This window comes from Paracoccus pantotrophus (assembly GCF_008824185.1).
Taxonomy (GTDB): domain Bacteria; phylum Pseudomonadota; class Alphaproteobacteria; order Rhodobacterales; family Rhodobacteraceae; genus Paracoccus; species Paracoccus pantotrophus.
Genome location: NZ_CP044426.1, coordinates 1,017,132 through 1,040,897 on the forward strand (window position 1 = coordinate 1,017,132; position 23,766 = coordinate 1,040,897).

17 protein-coding genes and 3 pseudogenes are annotated in these 23,766 nt (G+C 67.7%); 11 read left to right on the forward strand and 9 right to left on the reverse strand.

The window, feature by feature from the left end; translation table 11 throughout:
• Positions 1 to 11: 11 nt before the first annotated feature.
• The gene (locus ESD82_RS15480) at positions 12 to 401 is read left to right on the forward strand and encodes a ribulose bisphosphate carboxylase small subunit (RefSeq protein ID WP_024844388.1); all 390 of its coding nucleotides are present in this window, start codon (positions 12 to 14) and stop codon (positions 399 to 401) included.
• Positions 402 to 472: 71 nt separating this feature from the next.
• The gene (gene cbbX / locus ESD82_RS15485) at positions 473 to 1,393 is read left to right on the forward strand and encodes a CbbX protein (RefSeq protein ID WP_167521775.1); all 921 of its coding nucleotides are present in this window, start codon (positions 473 to 475) and stop codon (positions 1,391 to 1,393) included.
• On the opposite strand, the pseudogene ESD82_RS22630 reads toward cbbX, so the two are convergent.
• From ESD82_RS22630 to ESD82_RS15520, 7 genes and pseudogenes are all read right to left on the reverse strand, one after another.
• Positions 1,317 to 1,942 (reverse strand): annotated as a pseudogene (locus ESD82_RS22630) (DUF3016 domain-containing protein). The gene cbbX and the pseudogene ESD82_RS22630 overlap by 77 nt on opposite strands.
• A 93-nt stretch (positions 1,943 to 2,035) precedes the next feature.
• On the reverse strand, positions 2,036 to 3,634 hold the full coding sequence (locus ESD82_RS15495) for a GMC family oxidoreductase (RefSeq protein WP_147427968.1): 1,599 nt from the start codon (positions 3,632 to 3,634) through the stop codon (positions 2,036 to 2,038).
• A 43-nt stretch (positions 3,635 to 3,677) separates the two neighbouring features.
• The gene (locus ESD82_RS15500) at positions 3,678 to 4,676 is read right to left on the reverse strand and encodes a branched-chain amino acid ABC transporter permease (protein WP_147427967.1); all 999 of its coding nucleotides are present in this window, start codon (positions 4,674 to 4,676) and stop codon (positions 3,678 to 3,680) included.
• A gap of 1 nt (position 4,677) precedes the next feature.
• Complete coding sequence (locus tag ESD82_RS15505) at positions 4,678 to 5,565, reverse strand: branched-chain amino acid ABC transporter permease (RefSeq protein WP_024844384.1); 888 nt, start codon at positions 5,563 to 5,565, stop codon at positions 4,678 to 4,680.
• Between the two features lies 1 nt (position 5,566).
• On the reverse strand, positions 5,567 to 6,268 hold the full coding sequence (locus tag ESD82_RS15510; RefSeq protein WP_024844383.1) for an ABC transporter ATP-binding protein: 702 nt from the start codon (positions 6,266 to 6,268) through the stop codon (positions 5,567 to 5,569).
• A complete protein-coding gene (locus tag ESD82_RS15515; RefSeq protein WP_024844382.1) occupies positions 6,265 to 7,038 on the reverse strand; it encodes an ABC transporter ATP-binding protein in 774 nt (257 codons plus the stop codon). Before ESD82_RS15515 ends, ESD82_RS15510 begins: the two co-directional genes overlap by 4 nt.
• Positions 7,038 to 8,237: an ABC transporter substrate-binding protein gene (locus tag ESD82_RS15520; RefSeq protein ID WP_147427966.1), complete on the reverse strand. Its 1,200-nt coding sequence runs from the start codon at positions 8,235 to 8,237 to the stop codon at positions 7,038 to 7,040. Before ESD82_RS15520 ends, ESD82_RS15515 begins: the two co-directional genes overlap by 1 nt.
• 189 nt (positions 8,238 to 8,426) lie before the next feature.
• On the opposite strand from ESD82_RS15520, the gene ESD82_RS15525 reads away from it, so the two are divergent.
• Positions 8,427 to 9,344, forward strand: a complete 918-nt coding sequence (locus ESD82_RS15525; protein ID WP_147427965.1) for a LysR family transcriptional regulator — start codon at positions 8,427 to 8,429, stop codon at positions 9,342 to 9,344.
• Positions 9,345 to 9,709: 365 nt separating this feature from the next.
• On the opposite strand, the gene putA is transcribed toward ESD82_RS15525, so the two are convergent.
• Positions 9,710 to 13,129, reverse strand: a complete 3,420-nt coding sequence (gene putA / locus ESD82_RS15530; protein WP_024844379.1) for a bifunctional proline dehydrogenase/L-glutamate gamma-semialdehyde dehydrogenase PutA — start codon at positions 13,127 to 13,129, stop codon at positions 9,710 to 9,712.
• 109 nt (positions 13,130 to 13,238) lie between these two features.
• Between putA and ESD82_RS15535 the strand changes: the two genes are divergently transcribed.
• The 4 genes and pseudogenes from ESD82_RS15535 (at position 13,239) to ESD82_RS15550 (ending at position 15,464) form a co-directional block, all read left to right on the forward strand.
• Entirely contained in the window at positions 13,239 to 13,703 is a 465-nt protein-coding gene (locus ESD82_RS15535) for an Lrp/AsnC family transcriptional regulator (RefSeq protein ID WP_024844378.1), read from the forward strand.
• A gap of 270 nt (positions 13,704 to 13,973) precedes the next feature.
• Positions 13,974 to 14,539, forward strand: a pseudogene (locus ESD82_RS22690) (IS110 family transposase); the annotation flags it as partial.
• Positions 14,533 to 15,219 (forward strand): annotated as a pseudogene (locus ESD82_RS15545) (IS256 family transposase); the annotation flags it as partial. The pseudogenes ESD82_RS22690 and ESD82_RS15545, both read left to right, overlap by 7 nt.
• Positions 15,220 to 15,233: 14 nt before the next feature.
• Positions 15,234 to 15,464, forward strand: coding sequence for a hypothetical protein (locus ESD82_RS15550; protein ID WP_036765689.1), 231 nt, complete (start codon positions 15,234 to 15,236; stop codon positions 15,462 to 15,464).
• Between the two features lie 138 nt (positions 15,465 to 15,602).
• Here the strand turns inward: ESD82_RS15550 and dnaE are convergent, their stop codons facing one another.
• Positions 15,603 to 19,073 carry a DNA polymerase III subunit alpha gene (dnaE, locus tag ESD82_RS15555; protein ID WP_147427964.1) on the reverse strand — a complete coding sequence of 1,157 codons (3,471 nt, stop codon included), beginning with the start codon at positions 19,071 to 19,073 and terminating at the stop codon, positions 15,603 to 15,605.
• Positions 19,074 to 19,165: 92 nt separating this feature from the next.
• Between dnaE and ESD82_RS15560 the strand changes: the two genes are divergently transcribed.
• The 4 genes from ESD82_RS15560 to ESD82_RS15575 are packed head-to-tail and all read left to right on the forward strand — an operon-like array spanning position 19,166 to position 23,721.
• The gene (locus tag ESD82_RS15560) at positions 19,166 to 20,680 is read left to right on the forward strand and encodes an ABC transporter ATP-binding protein (protein ID WP_147427963.1); all 1,515 of its coding nucleotides are present in this window, start codon (positions 19,166 to 19,168) and stop codon (positions 20,678 to 20,680) included.
• Positions 20,667 to 21,737 carry an ABC transporter permease gene (locus ESD82_RS15565; protein WP_147427962.1) on the forward strand — a complete coding sequence of 357 codons (1,071 nt, stop codon included), beginning with the start codon at positions 20,667 to 20,669 and terminating at the stop codon, positions 21,735 to 21,737. The genes ESD82_RS15560 and ESD82_RS15565 overlap by 14 nt, the downstream gene beginning before the upstream one ends.
• The gene (locus ESD82_RS15570) at positions 21,734 to 22,621 is read left to right on the forward strand and encodes an ABC transporter permease (RefSeq protein WP_024844373.1); all 888 of its coding nucleotides are present in this window, start codon (positions 21,734 to 21,736) and stop codon (positions 22,619 to 22,621) included. Before ESD82_RS15565 ends, ESD82_RS15570 begins: the two co-directional genes overlap by 4 nt.
• Before the next feature lie 23 nt (positions 22,622 to 22,644).
• On the forward strand, positions 22,645 to 23,721 hold the full coding sequence (locus tag ESD82_RS15575) for a BMP family ABC transporter substrate-binding protein (RefSeq protein WP_024844372.1): 1,077 nt from the start codon (positions 22,645 to 22,647) through the stop codon (positions 23,719 to 23,721).
• The last annotated feature ends 45 nt before the right edge of the window (positions 23,722 to 23,766 follow it).

Consider the following 23,766-nt stretch of genomic DNA (forward strand, 5'->3'; position numbering starts at 1 on the left):
GGAGAGATCACATGCGTATCACTCAGGGCTGCTTTTCCTTCCTGCCCGATCTGACGGACGAGCAGATCCGCGACCAGGTGGAATACATCCTGTCGCGCGACTGGGCGGTCGGGATCGAGTGGACCTCCGAGCCGCATCCCCGCAACACCTATTGGGAGATGTGGGGCAACCCGATGTTCGACCTGAAAGACGCCAAGGGCGTGATGATGGAGCTGGACGACTGCCGCAAGGCGCATGGCGACAAGTATATCCGCATCAACGCCTTCGACAGCACGCGGGGATGGGAGACGGTGATGATGTCCTTTATCGTCAACCGCCCGGAAAGCGAGCCGAGCTTCAGAACCTGGCGCATGGAGGCCGATGGCCGGCACATCCGCTACACGCATGAGATGGTCGGCTGACACCACTGCCGGACCGGGGGGCCGTCTGCCCCCCGGACCCCCGAGAGTATTTGCGAAACGGAGAAAGGCTGATGGACGGCGATATGGGCGAGACGCTGGCGACCGTGGATCTGAAGGCCGAGTATGAAACCTCGGGCGTGCGCGAGATCCTGGACGAGCTGGACCGCGAGTTGATCGGGCTGGCGCCGGTGAAGCAGAGGATCCGCGAGACGGCGGCCCTGCTCTTGGTGGACCGGGCGCGGCGCGACCTGGGGCTGGCCCATGAGACCCCCACCCTGCACATGAGCTTTACCGGCAATCCGGGCACCGGCAAGACCACGGTGGCCTTGAAGATGGCCGGGCTGCTGCATCGCCTGGGCTATGTGCGCAAGGGCCACCTGGTCAGCGTCACCCGCGACGACCTGGTCGGGCAATATATCGGCCATACCGCGCCCAAGACCAAGGAAGTCCTGAAGAAGGCCATGGGCGGCGTTCTGTTCATCGACGAGGCCTATTACCTCTACAAGCCCGACAACGAGCGCGACTATGGCCAGGAGGCGATCGAGATCCTGCTGCAGGTGATGGAGAACAACCGCGACGACCTGGTGGTCATCATGGCCGGCTATGCCGACCGGATGGACCGTTTCTTCGCCGCCAATCCGGGTTTCCGCTCGCGCATCGCCCATCACATCGAATTTCCCGATTATACTGACGAAGAGCTGGGGCGGATCTCGGCCGCGATGCTGGAGAACCAGGGCTATGTTTTCGACGAGGCCGGGCGGGCGGCGATGGAGGACTATATCCGCCTGCGCCGTGACCAGCCGCATTTCGCCAATGCCCGCTCGATCCGCAATGCGCTGGACAGGGCCCGGCTGCGCCAGGCGAACCGGCTGTTTTCCGGCGATGCGCCGGTCGATGCGCGCACCCTGTCCACCATCACCGAGGCCGATATCCGCGCAAGCCGGGTTTTCTCGGGCGGGCTGGATGTCGATGGCGGGCGCATCGAGGGTTGAACGCCTGCCGGGGCTTGCCGGTCAGCCGGAAAGGCAGGCGCCGGCGGGTCGCTGCGGCGCGGCGAAGGCCTTGCAGAACCAGTCCTGCACCATCCGCACGGACGAAGCGCCGGCTGCCGCCATGCCCGCGCGGGTCCGAAAGACAGTTCATGTCGGTCAGCCGTTCTTCAACCGCGCGGATGGTGGCGCCGTCCTGCATCAGCCGGTAGCGCAGGTGGATGCGCGGCGGGGTGGCGGCGCGCAGGATGCGCACGTCGTCAAAGCCGGTGCGCCTGGGTTCGAACTCGCCCGCCAGTCGATGTCCAGCACCTCGATGGCAAGGCTCTGGCCGGGGAGAAGGCAGCGCGCGCCCAGTTCGGCGAACCAGCGGTCGAACTCGGCCAGCGCCGAGGCGCGGCTGCGGGCGCGGCGGAACTCGCGGTCGCGAAAGGTTTCGGGCGCGACATAGGTGACGGTGACGCGCCCCTCGGCCGGTGGTGCGGCCGGCCCGGCCAGGGCGGCGGGTGCCGCCAGCGCCAGGGAAAGGGACAGGCGGGTCTTCCTGAGCATGGCTTTGCCTTTCGCATGTCCAGCCCTGCAAGGGCCTATGGGCAGGCGGCGGGAAAAGTCAAAGCCGGGCTTGGGCCGCCCCAGCCCGCCGCCTCAGCCCCTGGCATCCTCCAGCATCATCCGCGCGGCCTTTTCGGCGATCATCATCACCGGGGCATTGGTATTGCCGCTGGTGATCGTCGGCATGACCGAGGCATCGGCGATGCGCAGCCGGCCGAGCGCGCGCATCCGCAGCCTGGGATCGACCACCGCGCCCTCGTCGGCGCCCATGCGGCAGGTGCCGACCGGGTGGAAGATCGTGGTGCCGATATTGCCGGCCGCCTTGACCAGATCCTCATCGCTCTGGAAGGCGATGCCGGGGATATGCTCCTCGGGGTCGAAGCGGTTGAAGGCGGGCTGCGCGGCGATCCTGCGGGTCAGGCGGATGGCGCGAATGGCAACCTCGCGGTCGGCTTCGGTGGACAGGTAGTTCGGCCGGATCGCCGGATGGGCGCGGAAATCCGGCCCGGTAACATGGACCGAACCGCGGCTTTCCGGCCGCAGGTTGCAGACCGAGGCGGTCATGGCCGGGAAGGGATGCACCGGGTCGCCGAACTTGTCGAGGCTGACCGGCTGGACGTGGAACTCCAGGTCCGGCGTCGCCTTGTCCGGCCCCGAGCGGGTGAAGATGCCAAGCTGGCTCGGCGCCATCGACATCGGGCCCGAGCGTTTCAGCAGGTATTCCAGCCCGATCGACGCCTTGCCCATCAGCCGCGAGGCCTTTTCGTTCAGCGTCGGCACGCCGCGGACCTTGTAGACCAGCCGCAATTGCAGGTGGTCCTGCAGGTTCTCGCCCAGCGAGGACACCTCGACCTGCGGCGCGATACCGGCGGCCTGCAGGACATCGCCGCGGCCGATGCCGGAATGTTCGAGGATCTGCACCGAGCCGATGGCGCCCGCGGCCAGCACCGTCTCGCGCGCGGCGCGGACCTCGCGCCGCTGGCCCTGGTGGTGAAAGACCACGCCCGCGACCTCGCCCGCCTCGATCACCAGCCGCTCGACCTCGGCCCCGGTCAGGATGCGCAGGTTCGGGCGGTGGCGCACCGGGCGCAGAAAGGCCTTGGCCGCGCTCCAGCGCCAGCCACGGCGCTGGGTCACGTCGAAATAGCCGCCGCCCTCGTTGTCACCGCGGTTGAAGTCCTCGGTGCGCGGGATGCCGGCCTGCTCGGCCGCCGCCATGAAGGCGTCGAGCACCGCCCAGCGGACCCGCGCGGTTTCCACCCGCAATTCGCCGCCGGCGCCATGCATGGCGTCGGCGCCGCGATAATGGTCCTCTTGCGCCTTGAACAGCGGCAGCACGTCGTCCCAGCCCCAGCCGGTGCAGCCAAGCTGGCGCCAATGGTCGTAATCCGCCGCCTGCCCGCGCATGTAGATCATGCCGTTGATCGAGGAACAGCCGCCCAGCACCCGGCCGCGCGGGTAAAGCAGCGCGCGGCCGTTCAGCCCCGGCTCGGGCTGGGTGCGAAAGCCCCAGTCGGTACGCGGGTTGCCGATGCAATAAAGATAGCCGACCGGGATATGGATCCAGTGGTAGTTGTCGCGCCCCCCGGCCTCGAGCAGCAGCACCCGGTTGCCGGGATCGGCGCTGAGGCGGTTGGCCAGCACGCAGCCGGCGCTGCCCGCGCCGATCACGATATAGTCGTAGCTTTCCATCGGACACTCCATGATGGCCCCCGCCGGCGCGGGGGCCGCACCATCACGATTCGGAACGGAACCCGAGTTTTCTGCCCAGCCTGGTTGCGAAGAACTCTCCGACGAGTCCTCTGCGGAACAGCAGGACGCAGACCATGAAGACGACGCCGGTGATGATCGTCACCGGGAAGTCGGATGTGGCCAGGTAGTTCTGCAAGCTGACCACCAGGCCGGCGCCGACGATGGGGCCCAGCAGCGAGCCGATGCCGCCCAAGAGCGTCATCAGGATCACCTCGCCCGACATCTGCCAGGTCACGTCGGTCAGCGTCGCGAACTGGAAGATCAGCGCCTTGACGCCGCCCGCGAGCCCGGCCAGCGCCGCCGACATCACGAAGGCGCCCAGCTTGTAGCGCTGCACCGAATAGCCCAGCGAGATCGCGCGGCTCTCGTTTTCCCGGATCGACTTCAGGATCATGCCGAAGGGCGAGTTCACGAAGCGCCGGATGATCAGCAGGCCCAGGACAAAGACCGCCAGCACGAAGTAATACATGTTCATCGGCCGGTTCAGGTCGATCAGCCCGAAGAGATGCCCCCGCGGCACCGACTGGATGCCGTCCTCGCCATGGGTGAAGGGCGCCTGCAGGCAGAAGAAGAAGAACATCTGCGACAAGGCCAGGGTGATCATGGCGAAATAGATGCCCTGGCGGCGGATGGCGATGGCGCCCATCACCAGCCCCAGCAGGGCGGCGCCGGCGACGCCCAGCAGGATGCCGGCCTCGGGCGACCAGCCCCAGACCTTGACCGCATGGGCGGTGAAATAGGCCGCGCCCCCGAAGAAGGTGGCATGGCCGAAGGACAGAAGGCCGGTATAGCCCAAGAGCAGGTTGAAGGCCGAGGCGAAGAGCGCGAAGGCCAGCAGCTTCATCAGGAAGATCGGGTAGAGAAACATCGGCGCCACCACGAGCCCGGCCAGCGCCAGGGCGACCAGCAGCAGCTGGGCCTGCCCGGCGCGCGGATGGGCGGCGACATGGTCGGTGGGGATGGGTCCGGATTTCGCGGCCATCTCAGGCATCCTTTCCGAAAAGGCCCGCGGGCCGCAGGATCAAGACGATCGCCATGATGACGAAGATCACGATGTTCGAGGCCTCGGGGTAGAAGACCTTGGTCAGCCCCTCGACCACGCCCAGCATGTAGCCGGTGACGATGGCGCCCAGGATCGAGCCCATGCCGCCGACCACCACCACCGCGAAGACGATGATGATCAGGTTCGAGCCCATCAGGGGCGAGACCTGGTAGACCGGCGCCGCCAGCACCCCCGCGAAACCCGCGAGGCCCGCGCCGAGCGCATAGGTCAGGGTCAGGAGCAGCGGCACATTGACGCCGAAGGCCTGAACCAGCGTGGGGTTCTCGGTCGCGGCGCGCAGGTAGGCGCCGAGCTTGGTCTTCTCGATCAAGAGCCAGACCGCGATGCAGACCGCCAGCGAGGCGATGACCACCCAGCCGCGATAGATCGGCAGGAACATGAAGCCCAGGTTCACCGCCCCGGTCAGCTGCGCGGGCGGCGCATAGGGCTTGCCCGAGGCGCCGAAGAAATAGCGGAAGGTGCCCTCGATCGCCAGGGCCAGGCCGAAGGTGAAGAGAAGCCCGTAGAGCGGGTCGAGCTTGTAGAGCCGCGACAGCATGGTCTTTTCCACCAGCGCCGCGAACAGGCCGACGAAAAGCGGCGCCAGGATCAGCGCCAGCCAGTAGTTGATGCCGCCCACGGTCAGCAGCAGCAGCGCCGCGAAGGCGCCCAGCATGTATTGCGCGCCATGGGCGAAGTTGATGACCCGCAAGAGGCCGAAGATCACCGCCAGGCCCAGCGACAGCAGCGCGTAGAACGAGCCGTTGATGAGCCCGACCAGCAATTGCCCCATCAGCGCCTGGACGGGAATGCCGAAGATCATGGTCATGTCACACCCCCAGTTCGCGATGCAGCATGTCCATCTGCTGCGGCAGCTCGGCCACGGGGAATTCCGCCGTCATCCGGCCGTGGTCCATCAGGTAGAAGCGGTCGGCGACCTTGGCGGCGAAGCGGAAGTTCTGCTCGACCAGCACCACGGTCATGCCGCGGCCCTTCAGCTTCTGCAGCACCTCGCCGATGGCCTGGATGATGACCGGGGCCAGCCCCTCGGTCGGCTCGTCCAGCAAAAGGCAGCGCGCCCCGGTGCGCAGGATGCGCGCCATGGCCAGCATCTGCTGCTCGCCGCCCGACAGCTTGGTGCCCTGGCTGTTTCGCCGCTCCTTGAGGTTCGGGAACAGCGCGTAGATCTCCTCGACCGACATGCCGCCCTCGGCGACCCGGGGCGGCAGCATCAGGTTCTCCTCGACCGAGAGGCTGGCGAAGATGCCGCGCTCCTCGGGCACGAAGCCCAGGCCCGCCCGCGCGGTCTGGTGCAGGGGCAGCGCCATCATGTCGCGCCCGGCGAATGCGATCCGGCCCGTGCGCTTGCGCAGGATGCCCATGATCGTGCGCAGCGTCGTGGTCTTGCCCATGCCGTTGCGGCCCAGGATGCAGATGGTCTCGCCCTCGGCGACCGAGAGGTTCACGCCGTGCAGGACATGGCTTTCGCCATACCAGGCCTGCAGGTTCTCGACTTGCAGCAGCGCGCTCATGCCTCGGACCCCATATAGGCGCTGCGCACGCGCGGATCGGCCGAGACGGTGGCATAGTCGCCCGCCGCGATGATCTCGCCGCGCTGCAGCACGGTGACGTGGTGGCAGATATCGGCCACGACGCTCAGGTTGTGCTCGACCATCAGCACCGCGCGCTCGGCGGCGAGGTCGCGGATGATGCCCGCGACCATGGCCACGTCCTCCTGGCCCATGCCGGCCATCGGCTCGTCCAGAAGCAGCACCTCGGGATCCAGCGCCAGCGTGGTGGCGATCTCCAGCACGCGCTTGCGGCCATAGGACAGGTCGGCGGCGCGGTGGTCGCGGTATGGCGCCAGGCCGAGCCGGTCGATCAGCGCGTCGGCGCGCGGGTTCAGCCGGTCGAGCGCCGACAGCGGCAGCCAGAACTGCGTCGAGAGCCCGTTGGGCCGCTGCAAGGCGACCTTGACGTTCTCGCGCACCGTCAGGTGCGGGAACACCGCCGAGATCTGGAAGCTGCGCACCAGCCCCATCCGCGCCACCTTGTCGGGCCGGGTATTGGTGATGTCCTGGCCCAGCAGCGTGATCGAGCCCCGCGTCGGTTGCAGGAACTTGGTCAAAAGGTTGAAGACCGTGGTCTTGCCGGCGCCATTGGGCCCGATCAGCGCATGGATGCGCGCATGCGCCACGTCCAGGTCGACATCGTTCACCGCCGTGAAACCCGCGAAATCCCGCCCAAGGCCGCGGGCGGACAAAACCACCCGCGGCTCGGATTGCATAGCAAGCGCCGCCATCACTGGACCAGCGGGCAGCCGCTTTCGGCGGGGTCCAGGAAGGCCTCGTCGCCCGGAATGGTGGCCAGGACGTTGTAATAGTCCCAATCCTCGGTCACGTCGCCGGGGGCCTTGACCTCCATCAGGTAGACATCCTTGATCAGCCGCCCGTTGGGCCCGACCTTGCCGCCCTGGGCAAAGACGTCGTCGACCGGCATCTCGTGCATCTTGGCGGCGACGGCCTCGGTCTCGTCTGTGCCCGCCGCCTCGATCGCCTTGAGATATTGGGTGACGGCCGAATAGGTGCCGGCATGGACCATGTTCGGCATGACGCCGGTGCGTTCCTTGAAGCGTTCACCGAACTCGCGCGATTCCGGCGTGCGGTTCCAGTAGAAGCTTTCGGTCAGCGTCAGTCCCTGCGCGGCATCGAGCCCGATGCCATGCACCTCGGCCAGGGTGAAGAGCAGCGCCGCAAGGCGCTGGCCGCCGGCGGTGATGCCGAACTCGGCCGCCTGCTTAATGGCGTTCTGCGTGTCCATGCCGGCATTGGCTAGGCCGATCACCTTGGCGCCCGAGGATTGCGCCTGGAGCAGGAACGAGGAATAATCCGTCGTCGCCAGCGGGTGGCGCACCGCGCCCGCGACCGTGCCGCCCTGCGACTTGACGAAATTGCCGGTCTGCTCTTCCAGCGAATAGCCGAAGGCATAGTCGGCCGTCAGGAAGAACCAGCTGTCGCCGCCCTCTTTCACCAGCGCGCCGCCGGTGCCCACGGCCAGCGCATGGGTGTCATAGGCCCAGTGGAAGCCATAGGGGGTGCATTGCACCCCGGTCAGTTCCGTCGTGGCGGCGCCGGTATTGACGGTGATCTTCTTCTTTTCCTGGCTCAGCGCCTGCACCGCCAGGCCGACCGAGGAGGTGGTCAGCTCCATGATCGCATCGACCTGCTCGGTGTCATACCATTGCCGGGCGATGTTCGAGGCGATGTCGGGCTTGTTCTGGTGGTCGGCGGTGACGACCTCGATCGGCGCGTCCAGCACCGTGCCGCCGAAATCCTCGACCGCCATCCGCGCGGCCTCATAGGAATACTTGCCGCCGAAATCGGCATAGACGCCCGACTGGTCGTTCAGGATGCCGATCTTGACCTTGCCGTCCGAAATTTCGGCCAGGGCAGGCGTGGCAATAAGGCCGACCGCGGCGGTCGACAGCAGAATCTTTCGCATTATGTCCTCCCAAAGGCGCATCCCTTCCGCCGGCCGCCTCTGCCTGCCGGGTGGGAATGCTGTCCTGTTACCCGCGAGGGGGCGACTCTCGCCTTGCCCCTCTCGCATCGAACGATGCCGACAATTCCGCTTTGACACAAGTGTTCAGAGAGGTTTAATTTCTTACAGGGTGTGTGCGTTTTCGAACAGATGGCCAATCTCAGCTGGGACGACCTGCAATTCTTTCTCGCGGTTGTGCGCGAAGGCCAGCTTTCGCGGGCCGCGCGGCATCTGGGCACTTCGCATGTCACCGTCTCGCGCCGCATCGACCGGCTGGAGCAGGCGCTGAATACCCGCCTGTTCGAGCGCAATCCCCGCGGCTACGAGCCGACCCCGGCCGGGCAGCGCCTGATCGAGGCGGCCGAGCGGATGGAGGAAGCCGCCGGGCTGATCCCGCTGGAGCAATCCGCCGCCACCGGCCAGACGCGGCCGCTGCGGCTGGCCATGCCCGAGGGCTTCGACAGCCTGTTTTCCACCCATCTGCTGCCGGCCTTTGCCGCGGAGTTTCCGCTGATCTCGCTGGAACTCATCACCATGCCGCAGGTGCTGTCGCTGTCGCGGCGCGAGGCGGACATCTCGATCACGCTGGACCCGGTGACGAGCGGCCCCTATCGCTCCGAGCGGCTGGTGGATTATACGCTGCATCTTTACGCCACGCGCGAGCATCTGCGCAGCCTGCCGCCGATCGCCAGCCCCGAGGATCTGCCCCGGCTGCGCTTCGTCGGCTATATCGAGGAGATGATCTTCGCCCCCGGCCTGGACTATCTGGGCGAGATCCATCCCGCGATCCGGGCCGGGGTGAAAAGCTCCAGCATCTTCAACCAGCTGGCGGCGGTGCGGGGCGGGCTGGGGATCGGTGTGCTGCCCTGGTACATCGCCGCGAAATATCCCGAATTGCAGATCGTCCTGCCCGACCGGGTCCGCCTGACCCGGACCTATTGGCTGACTTGCCACCGCGACCTGCGGGTGATGCAATGGGTGCGGGCGGTGATCGGCTTTCTGTCGGCAAGGCTGGCCGAGCGCGGCCATGAACTGTCCCGCCCCCTCGGCCATGCCGGTCCGGGCTGAGGCCCGCCGGCGCGATCGCGTCCCCAGTTCGGGCCGCCGCGTCCTGCGCTGCATGGGCGGTTTATTCTCTGGAAGCGGTCGCGCAATCCGGGGCGGAGCAAAGCCCCTGCCCTGCCCGGCGGCCATCGCCACGGCCGCCCCGGCCTGGGTTGATGCCCTGCGGGCGGGCGCGGCGGTATTCGTCGGTGATCCGCGTCATGTTCGGCTCGCCCCTTCCCTTCGTCCCCGGCAGCGCGGCCAAGCGGAGGCGCTCATGCGCCATCCGGTGCCGGGCGAAGCGGCGGGCGGTCCTTTCCGGCCCGGCCTCGGCCCCGCCGGCGGGGCCGATGGCTCAGGGAACGGCCGCAGCGGCCCCCCGCGAACCGTCAGCCGGCCAGCAGCGCGGCGTTGCCGCCTGCTGCGGTGGTGTCGACGCAAAGGTGGCGCTCATGCGCGACATGGGCAAGGTCGGGCATCGCGGTGATCAACTGCACGATCTCGCCCTCGCGCGCCGCCAGGGCCTGGGCATAGGCGCGACCCTGCGCCTCGTCGCCCCACCACAGCACGGCGGAAAGCTGCGGCAGCCGGGTCAGGGCCTCGGGGGGCAGCGCGCCATCGGCACCGACGGCCTGCCCGCCAAGCGCCTGGACCGCCGCCACCTGCGCCGCCACGGCCTGCGGGCCGGGGCCGAGGCACAGCACCGGCGGGCGGCTATGCGCCGTCAGGCGGTTCAGCTCGCCCGTGGGGCCGGGCATCAGTTGTTCCTCGATCTTCTTCGGGGCCGCGCCGGCCAGCGCGCCGCGCAGCCGGGCCTCGTCGGCCTGGCCCTGCCAGGTGCCGGCAGAGGCCGCAGGCGCGGCGGGCGTAAAGAAGCGCGGCACATAGCGTGGCCCGCCGGCCTTGGGCCCGGTGCCCGACAGCCCCTCGCCGCCGAAGGGCTGGCTGCCGACCACGGCGCCGATCTGGTTGCGGTTGACGTAGATATTGCCGACATGAATCGCATCCGAGACCTCCTGCACGCGCGAGTCGATGCGGGTGTGCAGCCCGAAGGTCAGGCCGAAGCCGCGGGCGTTGATCTCGGCGATCACCTGGTCCAGCTGGTCGCCCCTGAAGGTCGCGACATGCAGGACCGGGCCGAAGATCTCGCGTTCTAGGTCATTGATGCCCGAGACCTTCAGCAGGGTCGGCGGGATGAAATAGCCCCGCGACGGCGCGGCCAGCCTGTGCAGCACGCGGTTTGCATTGGCGGCGATGTAATCGGCGATTTCCTTTTGCGCGCCGGGGTCGATGACCGGGCCGACATCGGTGGTCAGATCCCAGGGGTCGCCGACACGCAGCTCGTCCATGGCGCCCTTGATCATCTCGATCAGATGCGGGGCCACGTCCTCCTGCACATAAAGGCAGCGCAGCGCAGAACACCGCTGGCCGGCCGAGCGGAAGGCCGAGTTCACGATGTCGCGCACCGCCTGTTCCGGCAGCGCGGTGGAATCCACCACCATCGCGTTCAGCCCGCCGGTCTCGGCAATCAGCGGCGTGCCGGGCGCCAGGTTCGCGGCCATGGTGCGAGCGATGGTCTGCGCGGTCTCGGTCGAGCCGGTAAAGACCAGCCCCGCGACGCGCGCATCCGAGGTCATCGCCGTGCCGACCACGCTGCCGCGGCCGGGCAGCAGTTGCAGCGCGGTTTTCGGAACCCCCGCCTGATGCAGCAGGCCGATGGCATAGGCGGCGATGACGGGCGTCGGCTCGGCCGGCTTGGCGATGACGGCATTGCCGGCCATCAGCGCCGCCGCGATCTGGCCGGTGAAGATCGCCAGCGGGAAGTTCCACGGGCTGATCGCGCCGACGATGCCACGCGGGGCATCGGAGCAATTCTCGCCCTCGGCGGCGTAATAGCGCAGGAAGTCCACCGCCTCGCGCAGTTCAGCCACCGCATCGGCCAGCGACTTGCCGGCCTCGCGGCCGAGAATGCCGAAGATCGGGCCGTAATGCGCCTCGTAAAGATCGGCCGCACGGCGCAGCACCGCGGCGCGCTCCTCCGCCGGCGCGTCCCAGATGCGCGCGTCCTCGATGGCGCGGGCGGCGGTCTCGGCATCGACCATCATCACCCGGGCGATCCTTTCCCCCGTCGCCGGGTTGACCACATCCTGCATCTTGCCCCTGGGCTCCGAGACGGTCAGCGGCATCGCATCCGGGATCGCCACGTCGCGGGCAGCGTAGATACGCGCAAGGGTCTCCTCGTCGGTCAGGTCGAAGCCGGTCGAGTTCCGGCGCGAGGCGCCGAACAGCGCCTCGGGCGCCACCAGCGAGCGCGGCGGGCGGGCGTCCGCCAGCGCCTCGAAGGGATCGCGTGCGACCTCCTCGGGCGAGACGGATTCGTCCACGATCTGGTGTACGAAGCTGGAATTGGCGCCGTTCTCCAGCAGCCGGCGCACCAGATAGGCCAGCAGGTCGCGATGCGCGCCGACCGGCGCATAGATGCGGCAGCGACCGTTATAGTCGCGCAGCACGATGTCGTGCAGCCGCTCGCCCATGCCGTGCAACCGCTGGAACTCGAAGCGGGTCTCGCCCGCCATCTCCAGGATCGCGGCGACGGTATGGGCGTTATGGGTGGCGAATTGCGGATAGATCCGGTCGGCATAGCCGATCAGCTTGCGGGCATTGGCAATGTAGCTGACATCGGTCGCGACCTTGCTGGTGAACAGCGGAAAGCCCGGGAAGCCCTCGACCTGCGCCCGCTTGATCTCGGTATCCCAATAGGCGCCCTTGACCAGCCGCACCATGATGCGGCGGTCCAGCCGCGTGGCGGTCTGGTAGAGCCAGTCGATCACCTGCCCGGCGCGCTTGCCATAGGCCTGCACCACCACGCCGAACCCGTCCCAGCCGGCCAGAGAGGGATCGGCCAGCACCGCCTCGATCACCTTCAGCGACAGCACCAGCCGGTCCTGTTCCTCGGCGTCGATATTCATGCCCATGCCGGCAGCCTTGGCTTGCCGCGCCAGCTTCAGCACCACCGGCACCAGCTCGGTCATGACGCGGGCCTCCTGCGCCACCTCATAGCGGGGATGCAGGGCCGAAAGCTTGATCGAAATGCCGGGATTCTCCTCGACCGAGCCCTTGGTGCAGGCTTTCGCGATGGCCGCGATGGCGTCGGAATAGGCGCGGTCGTAGCGCGCCGCATCCGCTCCGGTCATCGCCGCCTCGCCCAGCATGTCGTAGCTGTAGGTAAAGCCCTGCGCCTCGCGTTTGCTGGCGCGCTCCAGCGCGGCTTCGATGGTCTGGCCCAGCACGAATTGCCGGCCCATCTCCTTCATGGCGCGGCCGACGGCGGTGCGGATCACCGGCTCGCCCAGCCGCCGCACGGCGCGGCGCAGGGTGCCGGCAATCCCGGCCTGGTCGTCGTCCAGCACCTTGCCGGTCAGCATGAGCGCCCAGGTCGAGGCATTGACCAGCGAGGACGACGCCTCGCCCAGGTGCCTGCCCCAGTCCGATGGCGCGATCTTGTCCTCGATCAGCGCGTCGATGGTCATGCGGTCGGGGACGCGCAGCATCGCCTCGGCCAGGCACATCAGCGCCACGCCCTCGCGCGTGGACAGCCCGTATTCGGCCAGGAAATGCTCCATCATCGTGGGCTTGGCCTCGTCGCGGATGCGGCGTACCAGATCGGCGGCCCGGCGCGTGATCGCGGCGCGGGCCGCGGGGCTCAGCGCCGCCTGCGCGACCAGCCGGTTCAGCAGTTCCGCCTCGTCGGCGAATTTCGCCTGGGTGGAAAACGCGCCGGAAAGCTCGGTGGGGTTGACACGTATCATGCCGATCTCCTTATTCGATAGGGCAGTATTACCAGATGCCGACTAGGCGGTGCGCCTGAAAATGGGCCACTTTCTAGGCTGTTGGAACAAAATCGAGGCGATTTTCAGAATGGACCTGAACTTGGACGCGCAGGACCGCAGGATCCTGGCGGAACTCACGCAGAACGCCCGCATCCCGATCGCCGAGCTAGCGCGGCGGGTCGGGCTGTCCAAGACCCCGGTGGCGCAGCGCATCAAGCACTTGGAAGAGATCGGCCTGATCACCGGCTATCGCGCCATCCTGTCGCCCCTGAAGCTGGGCCTGACCCATGTGACCTATGTCGAGGTCAGCATGAACGACACCCGCGAGCATGCGCTGCAGCAGTTCAACGCCGCCGTCCGCGCCATCCCCGAGGTCGAGGAATGCTACATGATCGCCGGCGGCTGCGACTACCTGATGAAGGTCCGCTCGCGCGACATGGCCGATTTCCGGCGCATCCTGGCCGAGAAGATCTCCACCTTGCCCCATGTCAGCAACACCTCCAGCCATGTCTCCATGGAAGCCGTCGTCGAGCAAAACTTCCGCCCGGGGTGAGGAGCCGGCACGCCGGCGGCGAACTGCTGCAAACAGCGTCGCCTTGGCCTTGCGCATGGCGGCCTTGGCCCGCATTGATTGGGACGGTATGGGCTCCGAACCGGGCCAGCCGCCCGGCACCGCGGAAAAGGCCGCCAAGCCGGTCCGCCCCCTATCCTGAGCCCTGAGATGCGGTGACGGGGCCTGCGTCGCGCGCCACCCGTTACCGCTTGCAAGATCAGGGGCAAGCTGTCGCCGTTCCCGTATCGGATCCAGGCGGAGGATTACAGGATGAAGTTGTTTGCTGGATTGGATGTATCGCTGGAAAAGACCGCTATCTGCGTGATCAGCGAACATGGAAAGTTCATGATGGAGGCGCAGGCTGCCAGCGAGCCTGAAGCGCGGACGCGCCGGATCCGGGAATGAGAGGACACCATCGCCGCCATTGGCCTTGAAGCAGGGCCCTTGTCGCAATGGCTGCACCGAGGGCTGACCGAGGCGGGACTGGAGGTCGTGTTGATGGAAACCCGGCAGGTGAAGGGCGCTCTGCAGGCCATGCCGGTCAAGACGGACCGGCGGGACACAGAAGGCATTGCGCGCCTGCTTCATCTCGGTTGGTTCCGGCCCGTTCATCGCAAGTCGATCTCGGCGCAGGAACCGCGCGCGGCTTGGTGCCCGCAAGGCCGGTCTGCAAGGCTTCATCGCTCTGGAGCTCTCCCTGCGGGGCTGCTGCGGAACTTCGGGTGAAGGTCGGCGCGATCTCCCCTGGCAGGTTCGAACACCCTGTCCGGGAGCTGGCGGCAGACAACCCGATGCCGGTCGCCGCGACAGAGCCGATGTTGCGGGCGCGGGCATCCGCGACGGCCTGCGCGAGGTTCTGGGCCTGTGGATCGCCGAGAGCGAGGGCGCCAAATTCTGGCGCTCGGCGATGAACGAATTGAAGAACCGCGGCCTCCAGGACCACCTGATCGCGGTGGTGGACGGGCTGAAGGGCTTTCCGGAGGCGATCACCGCCGCCTTTCCGGAGGCCATGGTCCAGACCTGCCCTCGCCATGGTCTCTCGGACCAGTGGCGTTCCCATGGCTCGATGCATCTGGTTCGCCATAGCCTGAACTTCTGCTCATGGAAGGACCGCAAGGCGGTGGCAGCCGATCTGCACCGGATCTACCGGGCCACGACCGCCGACATGGCCGCAGCCGAGCTTGATGCTTTCGAGGAAAAATGGGCCGGGAAACACGCCTCCATTGCCCCGGCCTGGCGCCGGGCATGGGCCGAGGTGATCCCGTTCTTCGCCTTCGATCCGGCAATCCGAAAGGTGGTTTATACGACCAGCGCCATTGAGAGCCTGAACCGCGTGATCCGGAAAGCCATCAAGGCACGCGGATCGCTCCTGATGGACAAGGCTGCGACCAAGCTGATCTACCTGGCGATCCGCAGCTTCGAGAAGGATGGCCGCAACGTCCGGGAATGGTTTGCGGCCCGCAACCAGTTCGCCATAACGTTCGGCGAGCGCTTCGCCGCTCGCGTAGCCGCTTGAGTATCTGAAACCGCATGGGACCGGCCAGATACACAAAATGCAGGACACTCCCTCTGCGGCATATCCTGTTCCAGGCCGCCCTCGTCGCCGCACATCACAACCCCATACTGAAGGCCTTCGCGCAGCGACTGCGCGACGCCGGAAAACCGCACAAGGTCATCATCACTGCGGTCGCCCGCAAGCTCATCACGATCGTCGACGCTCTATGCAAAGCGCGCAAAACATGGGGGCTTCAAGTCGCCTGACAGATACAGTTGCTGGCAGATGCATCGCCTGCCGACCGGCAATGGTGCAAGCTGAAGCCCGGCGCGCCCGCGCGCAGGCCCGGCTTGCGGAACGCCGGGACGGGAATGCCGGGACAATGCGGGCACCGCACCCGGCCCCTATTCCTCCAGCACCTCCAGCACGCCGGGGATCACGCGCAGGGCCTGGCGGGCGGGCGTGGTCAGCGGCGCATCCTCGGCGATCTCGATATCGACCAGGTCCGCGCCATCCTTCAGCCGCAAGGCGATGGGGCCGCGGGCGCGGGCGGGGGCGTTCAACTCGGCCAGGATGCGGGACAGCGCCTCGGCAACGGCGGGCACGGCGTCCAGCCCGGCGATCTCGACCGCCAGCCGGTTCGCCCCGGCATCCGCCACCGCCTGCTCCAACGGCATGACCGAGCGCGCCAGCAGCTTGACCTGGTCGCCCGAAGGCTCGACCTGGACCTGCAGGACGACGTTCTCGCCCGGCTCAAGGTGCTGGCGATGCGCGTCCAGCGTGTCGGAAAACACCGTGACCTCGTAAAGCCCGCTCGGGTCGGACAGGCCGACAAAGGCGAAACGGGTGCCGCGGGCGGATTTCTTTTCCTGCCGATGCGCCACGGTGCCGGCCAGTTGCGCCACCAGCGCCCCGTCGGCCGCCGCCTGCGTCACCTCGGCAAGCGTCTGCACCCCCTTGCGGCGCAGCGCCGGCTGATAATCGTCCAGCGGATGCCCGGACAGGTAGAAGCCCACCGCCGCATGTTCCTCGGCCAGCTTCTCGGCCGGCATCCAGACCGGCGCGGCAACCGGCCGCGGCGGCGGCAGATCCTCGCCCCCGCCGAAAAGCGAGGACTGGCTGGAGGCCGCCGCCGCCTGCACCGCCGCCGACCAGGCGACCAGCCCGTCCAGTGATTTCAGCACCCGCGCCCGGTTCGGTTCCAGCGCGTCGAAGGCGCCGGCGCGGGCCAGCATCTCCAGCGGCCGCTTGCCGACCCGGCGCATGTCCACGCGGCGGGCAAAGTCGTGCAGATCGGCAAAGGGCCGCTCGCCGCGGGCCTGCACGATCAGGTTCATCGCCTCGACGCCCACGCCCTTGAGCGCGCCGAGCGCATAGAGGATCTTGCCGTCCTTGACGCTGAAGGTGGCCTCGGAGCGGTTGACGCAAGGCGGCATGGTCTCGATCCCCATCCGGTCGGCCTCGCGCTTGTAGACGGCGAGCTTGTCGGTCAGGTGGATATCGCAGTTCATCACCGCGGCCATGAACTCGACCGGGTGATTGGCCTTGAGCCAGGCGGTCTGGTAGCTGACCACAGCATAGGCCGCCGCATGCGACTTGTTGAAACCGTAATTGGCGAATTTCTCAAGCAGGTCAAAGACCTCTCCGGCCTTCTTCGCGTCGATTCCCTGCTGCTTGCAGCCCTCGACGAATTTCGGCCGTTCCTTGGCCATCTCCTCGGCGATCTTCTTGCCCATGGCGCGGCGCAGCAGATCGGCGCCGCCCAGCGAATAGCCGGCCATGACCTGGGCGATCTGCATCACCTGTTCCTGGTAGACGATGATGCCCTGGGTCTCGGCCAGGATGTGATCGATGGAAGGATGAATGGATTCAAGGGGTCGCAGGCCGTTCTTCACCTCGCAATAGGTCGGGATGTTCTCCATGGGGCCTGGGCGGTATAGGGCGACCAGAGCCACGATATCCTCGATGCAGGTCGGCTTCATGCGCCGCAGCGCGTCCATCATGCCCGAGCTTTCGACCTGGAACACCGCCACGGTGCGGGCGCTGGCGAACAGGTCATAGCTGGGCTTGTCGTCCAGCGGGATGGCGTTGATCTGGTTCTCGGCCCCCTTGGCCGGCTCGTAGAGCACCCGGCCGTCGGCCGCGACATGCAGCGGCCGCCCGCCGGCATTGATCAGATCGACCGCATTCTGGATCACCGTCAGGGTCTTGAGGCCGAGGAAGTCGAACTTGACCAGCCCCGCCTGCTCGACCCATTTCATGTTGAACTGCGTCGCCGGCATGTCCGAGGCCGGATCGCGGTAAAGCGGCACCAGCCGGTGCAGCGGCCGGTCGCCGATCACCACCCCCGCGGCATGGGTCGAGGCATTGCGCAGCAAGCCCTCGATCTTGGCGGCATAGTCCAAGAGACGGCCGACCACCTCTTCGCGGGCCGCCTCGCGCAGGCGCGGCTCGTCGGCCAGCGCCTTGGTGACGCTGACGGGCTTGACGCCCTCGACCGGGATCATCTTGCTGAGCCGATCCACCTGGCCGAAGGGCAGTTGCAAGACGCGGCCCACGTCGCGCACCGCGGCCTTGGACAGCAGCGCGCCGAAAGTGATGATCTGGCCGACCTTGTCGCGGCCGTATTTCTCCTGCACGTATTGGATCACCTCCTCGCGGCGATCCATGCAGAAGTCGATATCGAAGTCGGGCATCGACACCCGTTCCGGATTAAGAAACCGCTCGAAGAGCAGGCTGTAACGGATTGGATCCAGGTCGGTAATCGTCAGCGCATAGGCGACCAGCGACCCCGCGCCCGAGCCGCGGCCGGGGCCGACGGGAATGCCGTGTTCCTTGGCCCATTTGATGAAATCGGCCACGATCAGGAAATAGCCGGGAAAGCCCATCTGCTCGATGATGCCCAGCTCGAAGCGCAGGCGTTCCTCGTATTCCTCGACCGGGGCGGAATGCGGGATCACCGCCAGCCGGGCGCGCAAGCCGTCCCAGGCCTGGCGGCGCAGCTCCTCGACCTCGTCATCGGCAAAGCGCGGCAGGATCGGCTTGTGCTTCTTGACCGCGAAGGCGCAGCGGCGGGCGATCTCGACGGTGTTCTGGACCGCCTCGGGCAGGTCGGCGAACAGCGTCGCCATCTCGGCGGCGGTCTTGAAGTAATGCTGCGGGGTCAGCCGGCGGCGCGGCGCGGTCTGGTCGACATAGGCGCGTTCCGAGATGCAGATCAGCGCGTCATGGGCGTCGAAAAGCTCGGGCTTCGGGAAATAGACGTCATTGGTCGCGACCAGCGGCAGGTCCAGCGCATAGGCGATGTCGATCATGCCGCCTTCGGAACCCGCCTCTTCGGGGACCGGCTGGCCCTCGGCATCGTGATGGCGCTGCAATTCGACGTAAAGCCGGGTCGGAAAGGCGGCGGCCAGCCTTTCCGTCAGCGCGCGCGCCTCGGCCTGCCGGCCTTGCAGCACCAATTGCCCCAGCGGGCCGCCGGCGCCGCCGGTCAGGCAGATCAGCCCCTCGGCATGGCTCTCCAGCTCCTCGACCGTCACATGCGGCAGGGCATGGTCGTCGCGCAGGTAAAGGCAGGTCGAAAGCGCCATCAGGTTCAGCCAGCCCGCCTCGTTCTGCGCCAGCAGCACCACCGGGCCGGTGACATCCCTCGCCAGCGCGACCTGGCAGCCGATGATTGGCTGCACGCCGGCATCCTGCGCCTTGACCGAAAATTCCAGCGCCGCGAACAGGGCATTGCTGTCGGTCAGCGCCACGGCGGGCATGCCGTTCTGCGCCGCAAGATCGGCCAGCTTCTTGACCGGCACCGCGCCTTCCAGCAGCGAATGTTCGGAATGGGTGCGCAGGTGGATGAATCGGGGAGAATTTTCAGGCATGGCGCCAATCTAGGGGCGACCTGCCCAACTGTGCAATTGCCCCTCGGCGGAAAACCGCTAATCTTGCGCAAAAAGCAGCGAGGCGCGCAACAGTGAGCAATGTTTTCCGGGCCGAGGGCCTGGGCAAGACCTATCCCGGCGTGCGCGCCAATGACGATGTGTCCTTCGCGGTCGAGGCCGGCGAAATCCATGCCCTGCTGGGCGAGAACGGCGCCGGCAAATCCACGCTGGTCAAGATGATCTATGGCCTGGTGCGGCCGGACGAGGGGCGGATGGCGCTGCTGGGCGCGCCCTACGCGCCGCATGATCCGCGCGCCGCTCGTGCCGCCGGCGTCGCCATGGTGTTCCAGCATTTCAGCCTGTTCGACGCGCTGACCGTGGCCGAGAACATCGCGCTGGGGATGGAGAACCCGCCGCCGCGCGCCGAACTCTCGCGCCGCATCGCCGAACTGTCGCAGAGCTACGGCCTGCCCCTGAACCCCGCGCGCCGCATCGCCAGCCTTTCCGCGGGCGAGCGGCAGCGGGTCGAGATCCTGCGCTGCCTGTTGCAGAGCCCGCGGCTGCTGATCATGGACGAGCCGACCTCGGTGCTGACCCCGCAAGAGGCCGAGATCCTGTTCGCCACCCTGCGGCAATTGGCCGGGGCCGGCACGGCGATCCTGTATATCAGCCACAAGCTGGAAGAGATCCGCAGCCATTGCGACCGCGCCACCATCCTGCGCCAGGGCAAGCTGGTGGGCACGGTCGATCCGCGCGCCCATTCCGCGCGCGAACTGGCGGCGATGATGGTCGGGGCCGAGATGCGGCTGGTGGACCGATCGGGGCGCAAGCCCGCCGCGCCGGTGCTGGAGGTGCGCGGCCTGTCCACGGTCGGCGGCGAGGGCATGGCGCTGAAGGATGTCGCGCTGTCCCTGCGCTCGGGCGAGATCCTGGGCATCGGCGGCGTCGCCGGCAACGGGCAGGAGGAACTGCTCTCGGCGCTGTCGGGCGAGACCGCCACCGCGCCGGGCACCATCGCGCTGGAAGGCCGCGACCTGTCGCGCGCCGGCCCCGAGGCGCGGCGCCGCGCCGGGCTGCTGGCCGCGCCCGAGGACCGGCTGGGCCATGCCGCCGTGCCCGAATTCAGCCTGGCCGAGAACACGCTGCTGACCGCGGGCGCCCGGCAGGGGCTGATCCGCAAGGGCCTGATCGACCGCAAGGCGGCCACCGCTTTCGCGCAAGAGGTGATCCGCGCCTTCGACGTGCGCACCCCCGGCCCGGATACGGCGGCGGGCGCGCTGTCGGGCGGCAATTTGCAGAAATTCGTCATCGGCCGCGAGGTGCTGGGCCGGCCGCGGGTGCTGGTCGTCAACCAGCCGACCTGGGGCGTCGATGCCGCCGCCGCCGCCGCCATCCGCCAGGCGCTGCTGGACCTGGCCGCACAGGGCGCGGGACTGATCGTCATCAGCCAGGATCTGGACGAATTGCTGGAGCTTTCGGACCGCTTCTGCGCCCTGAACCAGGGGCGGCTGTCCGCGCCCCGCCCGACCGAGGGGCTGACGGTCGAGGAGATCGGGCTGATGCTGGGCGGCGCCCATGGCATGGAGGTGGCGCATGTTCCGGCTTGAACCCCGCGCTTCGGCGCCGCTGGTCTGGCAGGTCGCGACCCCGGTCCTGGCGGTGCTGGCCACGATGATCGTCGGCGGCGGGCTGTTCGCCGCCATGGGCTTCGACCCGCTGGCCGCGATCCGCACCATCTTCTGGGATCCGCTGTTCGGCCCCGCCGCCGGCTATTCGCGGCCGCAACTGCTGGTCAAGGCCGGGCCGCTGATCCTGATCGCCTCGGGCCTGGCGCTGGGGTTCCGCGCCGGGATCTGGAACATCGGCGCCGAGGGCCAATACATCATCGGTGCCATCTGCGGCGCCGCGGTGGCGCTGGCCGCCTATCCGCTTGACGCCTTCTGGATCTTCCCGGCGATGATCCTGGCCGGCGCAGCGGGCGGCTGGGCCTGGGGCATGGTCCCGGCCATGCTGCGCAACTGGTTCGGCGCGTCCGAGATCCTGGTTTCGCTGATGCTGGTCTATGTCGCGCAGCGCATCGCAGCCTGGATGGCCTTCGGCCCGATGAAGAACCCCGAGGGCTTCAACTTCCCCGGCTCGCGCAACCTGCAGCAATATGACCCCGCCGCGAACCCCGAGTTGATCGCCAATTCAGGCCTGCATTGGGGCGGCGTGGCGGCGGTGCTGGCCCTGGCGGCGATCTGGTTCGTCATGTCGCGGCATGTCCTGGGCTTTCACATCCGCACCGCCGGCGCCGCGCCGCGCGCCGCCCGTTTCGCCGGCGTGCGCCCCGAGCGGCTGGTGGCGCTGTGCCTGGGCGTCTCGGGCGCGCTGGCGGGCCTCGCGGGGCTTTTCGAGGTCGCAGGCCCGGCCGGGCAGATCACCGAAAGCTTCGGCTCGGGCTACGGCTTCACCGCGATCATCGTGGCCTTCCTGGGCCGGCTGCACCCCTTGGGCATCCTGCTCGCCGGGCTCTTGATGGCGCTGACCTATATCGGCGGCGAGCTGGCGCAGATGATGCTGAACCTGCCCGCGGCGACGGTGCAGGTCTTCCAGGGGATGCTCTTGTTCTTCCTGCTCGGCTTCGACCTGCTCACCCGCTACCGCATTCGGAGGCGCGCATGATCGACCCGCTGTCCGTCTTTATCCTGCTGCTCGGGGCGGCGACGCCGATCCTGTTCGCCGCGCTTGGCGAACTGGTGGTCGAGCGCGCCGGCGTGCTGAACCTGGGCGTCGAGGGCATGATGATCACCGGCGCGTTGGCCGGCTTCGCCGCCGCCCATGCCAGCGGCAGCCCGGCGCTTGGCTTCGCCGCCGCCGCCCTCGCCGGCGCGGCGCTGTCGATGGGCTTTGCCGTGCTGACGCAATTCCTGCTGTCGAACCAGGTGGCGACGGGGCTGGCGCTGACGTTGTTCGGCCTGGGCCTGACCGCGATGTTCGGCAAGCCCTATGAGGGGATGAAGGCCCCGGCGATGATCTCCGGCCCCCTGGGACTGAACTGGATGATCTGGCTGGGCATCGTCCTGGTGCCCGCGGTCTGGTGGTTCCTGGCCCGCACCCGGCCGGGCCTGATCCTGCGCGCGGTGGGCGAGAACCACGACGCCGCGCATGGCCTGGGTTATCCGGTGCGGCGGGTGCGCATCCTGGCCATCGGCTTCGGCGGCGCGCTGGCGGGCATGGGCGGCGCCTATATTTCCATCGCCACGGTGCTGCAATGGACCGAGGGCATGACCGCCGGCGCCGGCTGGATCGCGCTGGCCATCGTGGTCTTTGCGCAATGGAACCCCTGGGGGGCGCTGGCCGGCGCCTGGCTGTTCGGCGGCGTCACCGTCCTGCAGCTGCGCCTGCAGGCGGCGGGCGTCGCTGTGCCGGTGCAACTGCTTTCCATGGCGCCCTATCTCGCCACGATCATCGTGCTGGTGCTGATCTCGGCCCGGCAGAAATTCGGCCGCTCGGGCGGGGGTGCGGCCCCCGCCAGCCTGGGCCGGCCCTTCCACGCATTAAAATAGCCACAACCTGCAAGGAGCATGACATGAAACGCAGAACCCTTCTTGGCAGCGCCGCGGCGCTGGTGGCCAGCACGGCCCTGCCTGCCTTGGCGCAAGAGGAAAAGCTGAAGGTGGGCTTCATCTATGTCGGCCCGGTGGGCGACGGCGGCTGGACCTATCAGCACGACCTGGCCCGGCAGGCGGTCGAAAAGGAATATGGCGACCGGGTCGAGACCACCTATATCGAATCCGTGCCCGAGGGCGCCGATGCCGAACGCGCCATCACCCAGCTGGCGCTCTCCGGCCACAAGCTGATCTTCACCACCAGCTTCGGCTTCATGGACGCGACGATCAACGTCGCCAAGAAGTTCCCGGACGTGAAGTTCGAGCATGCCACCGGCTACAAGACCGCCGAGAACGTCGCCACCTACGACGCCCGCTTCTACGAGGGCCGTGCCGTCATGGGCACCATCGCCGGGCGCATGACCAAGTCGAACAAGATCGGCTATATCGGCTCTTTCCCGATCCCCGAGGTGGTCCAGGGCATCAACAGCTCGTATATCCACGCCAAGAAGGTGAACCCGGATGTCGAGATGAAGGTGGTCTGGGCCTATAGCTGGTTCGACCCCGCGAAAGAGGCCGACGCCGCCGCCGCGCTGATCGCCGAGGGCGTGGATGTGATCCTGCAGCACACCGATTCCACGGCGCCGCTGGCCAAGGCGCAGGAGGCCGGCGCCATCGGCTTCGGCCAGGCCAGCGACATGGCGGCCTTCAAGCCCAGCCCGCGGGTTTCCTCGATCATCGACAACTGGGCGCCCTATTACGTCAAGCGCGTGGGCGAGGTGCTGGACGGCAGCTGGACCTCGCATTCGGTCTGGCTGGGCATCGGCGATGGCGAGGTCGAGATCGGCGAGATCACCGAGGCCGTCCCCGCCGAGGTCAAGGAGGAGGCGCTGGCGCTGAAGGACAAGATCGCTGCGGGCGAATACCACCCCTTCACCGGGCCGCTGAAGAAGCAGGATGGAAGCGACTGGCTGGCCGAGGGGCAAGTGGCCAGCGACGAGGAACTCTCCTCGATGAATTTCTATGTCGAGGGCATCACCGCGCCGATGCCGAAATAACCCGCGGCACAAGCGGCAAACCGGGGCCCTGGCCCCGGTTCACCC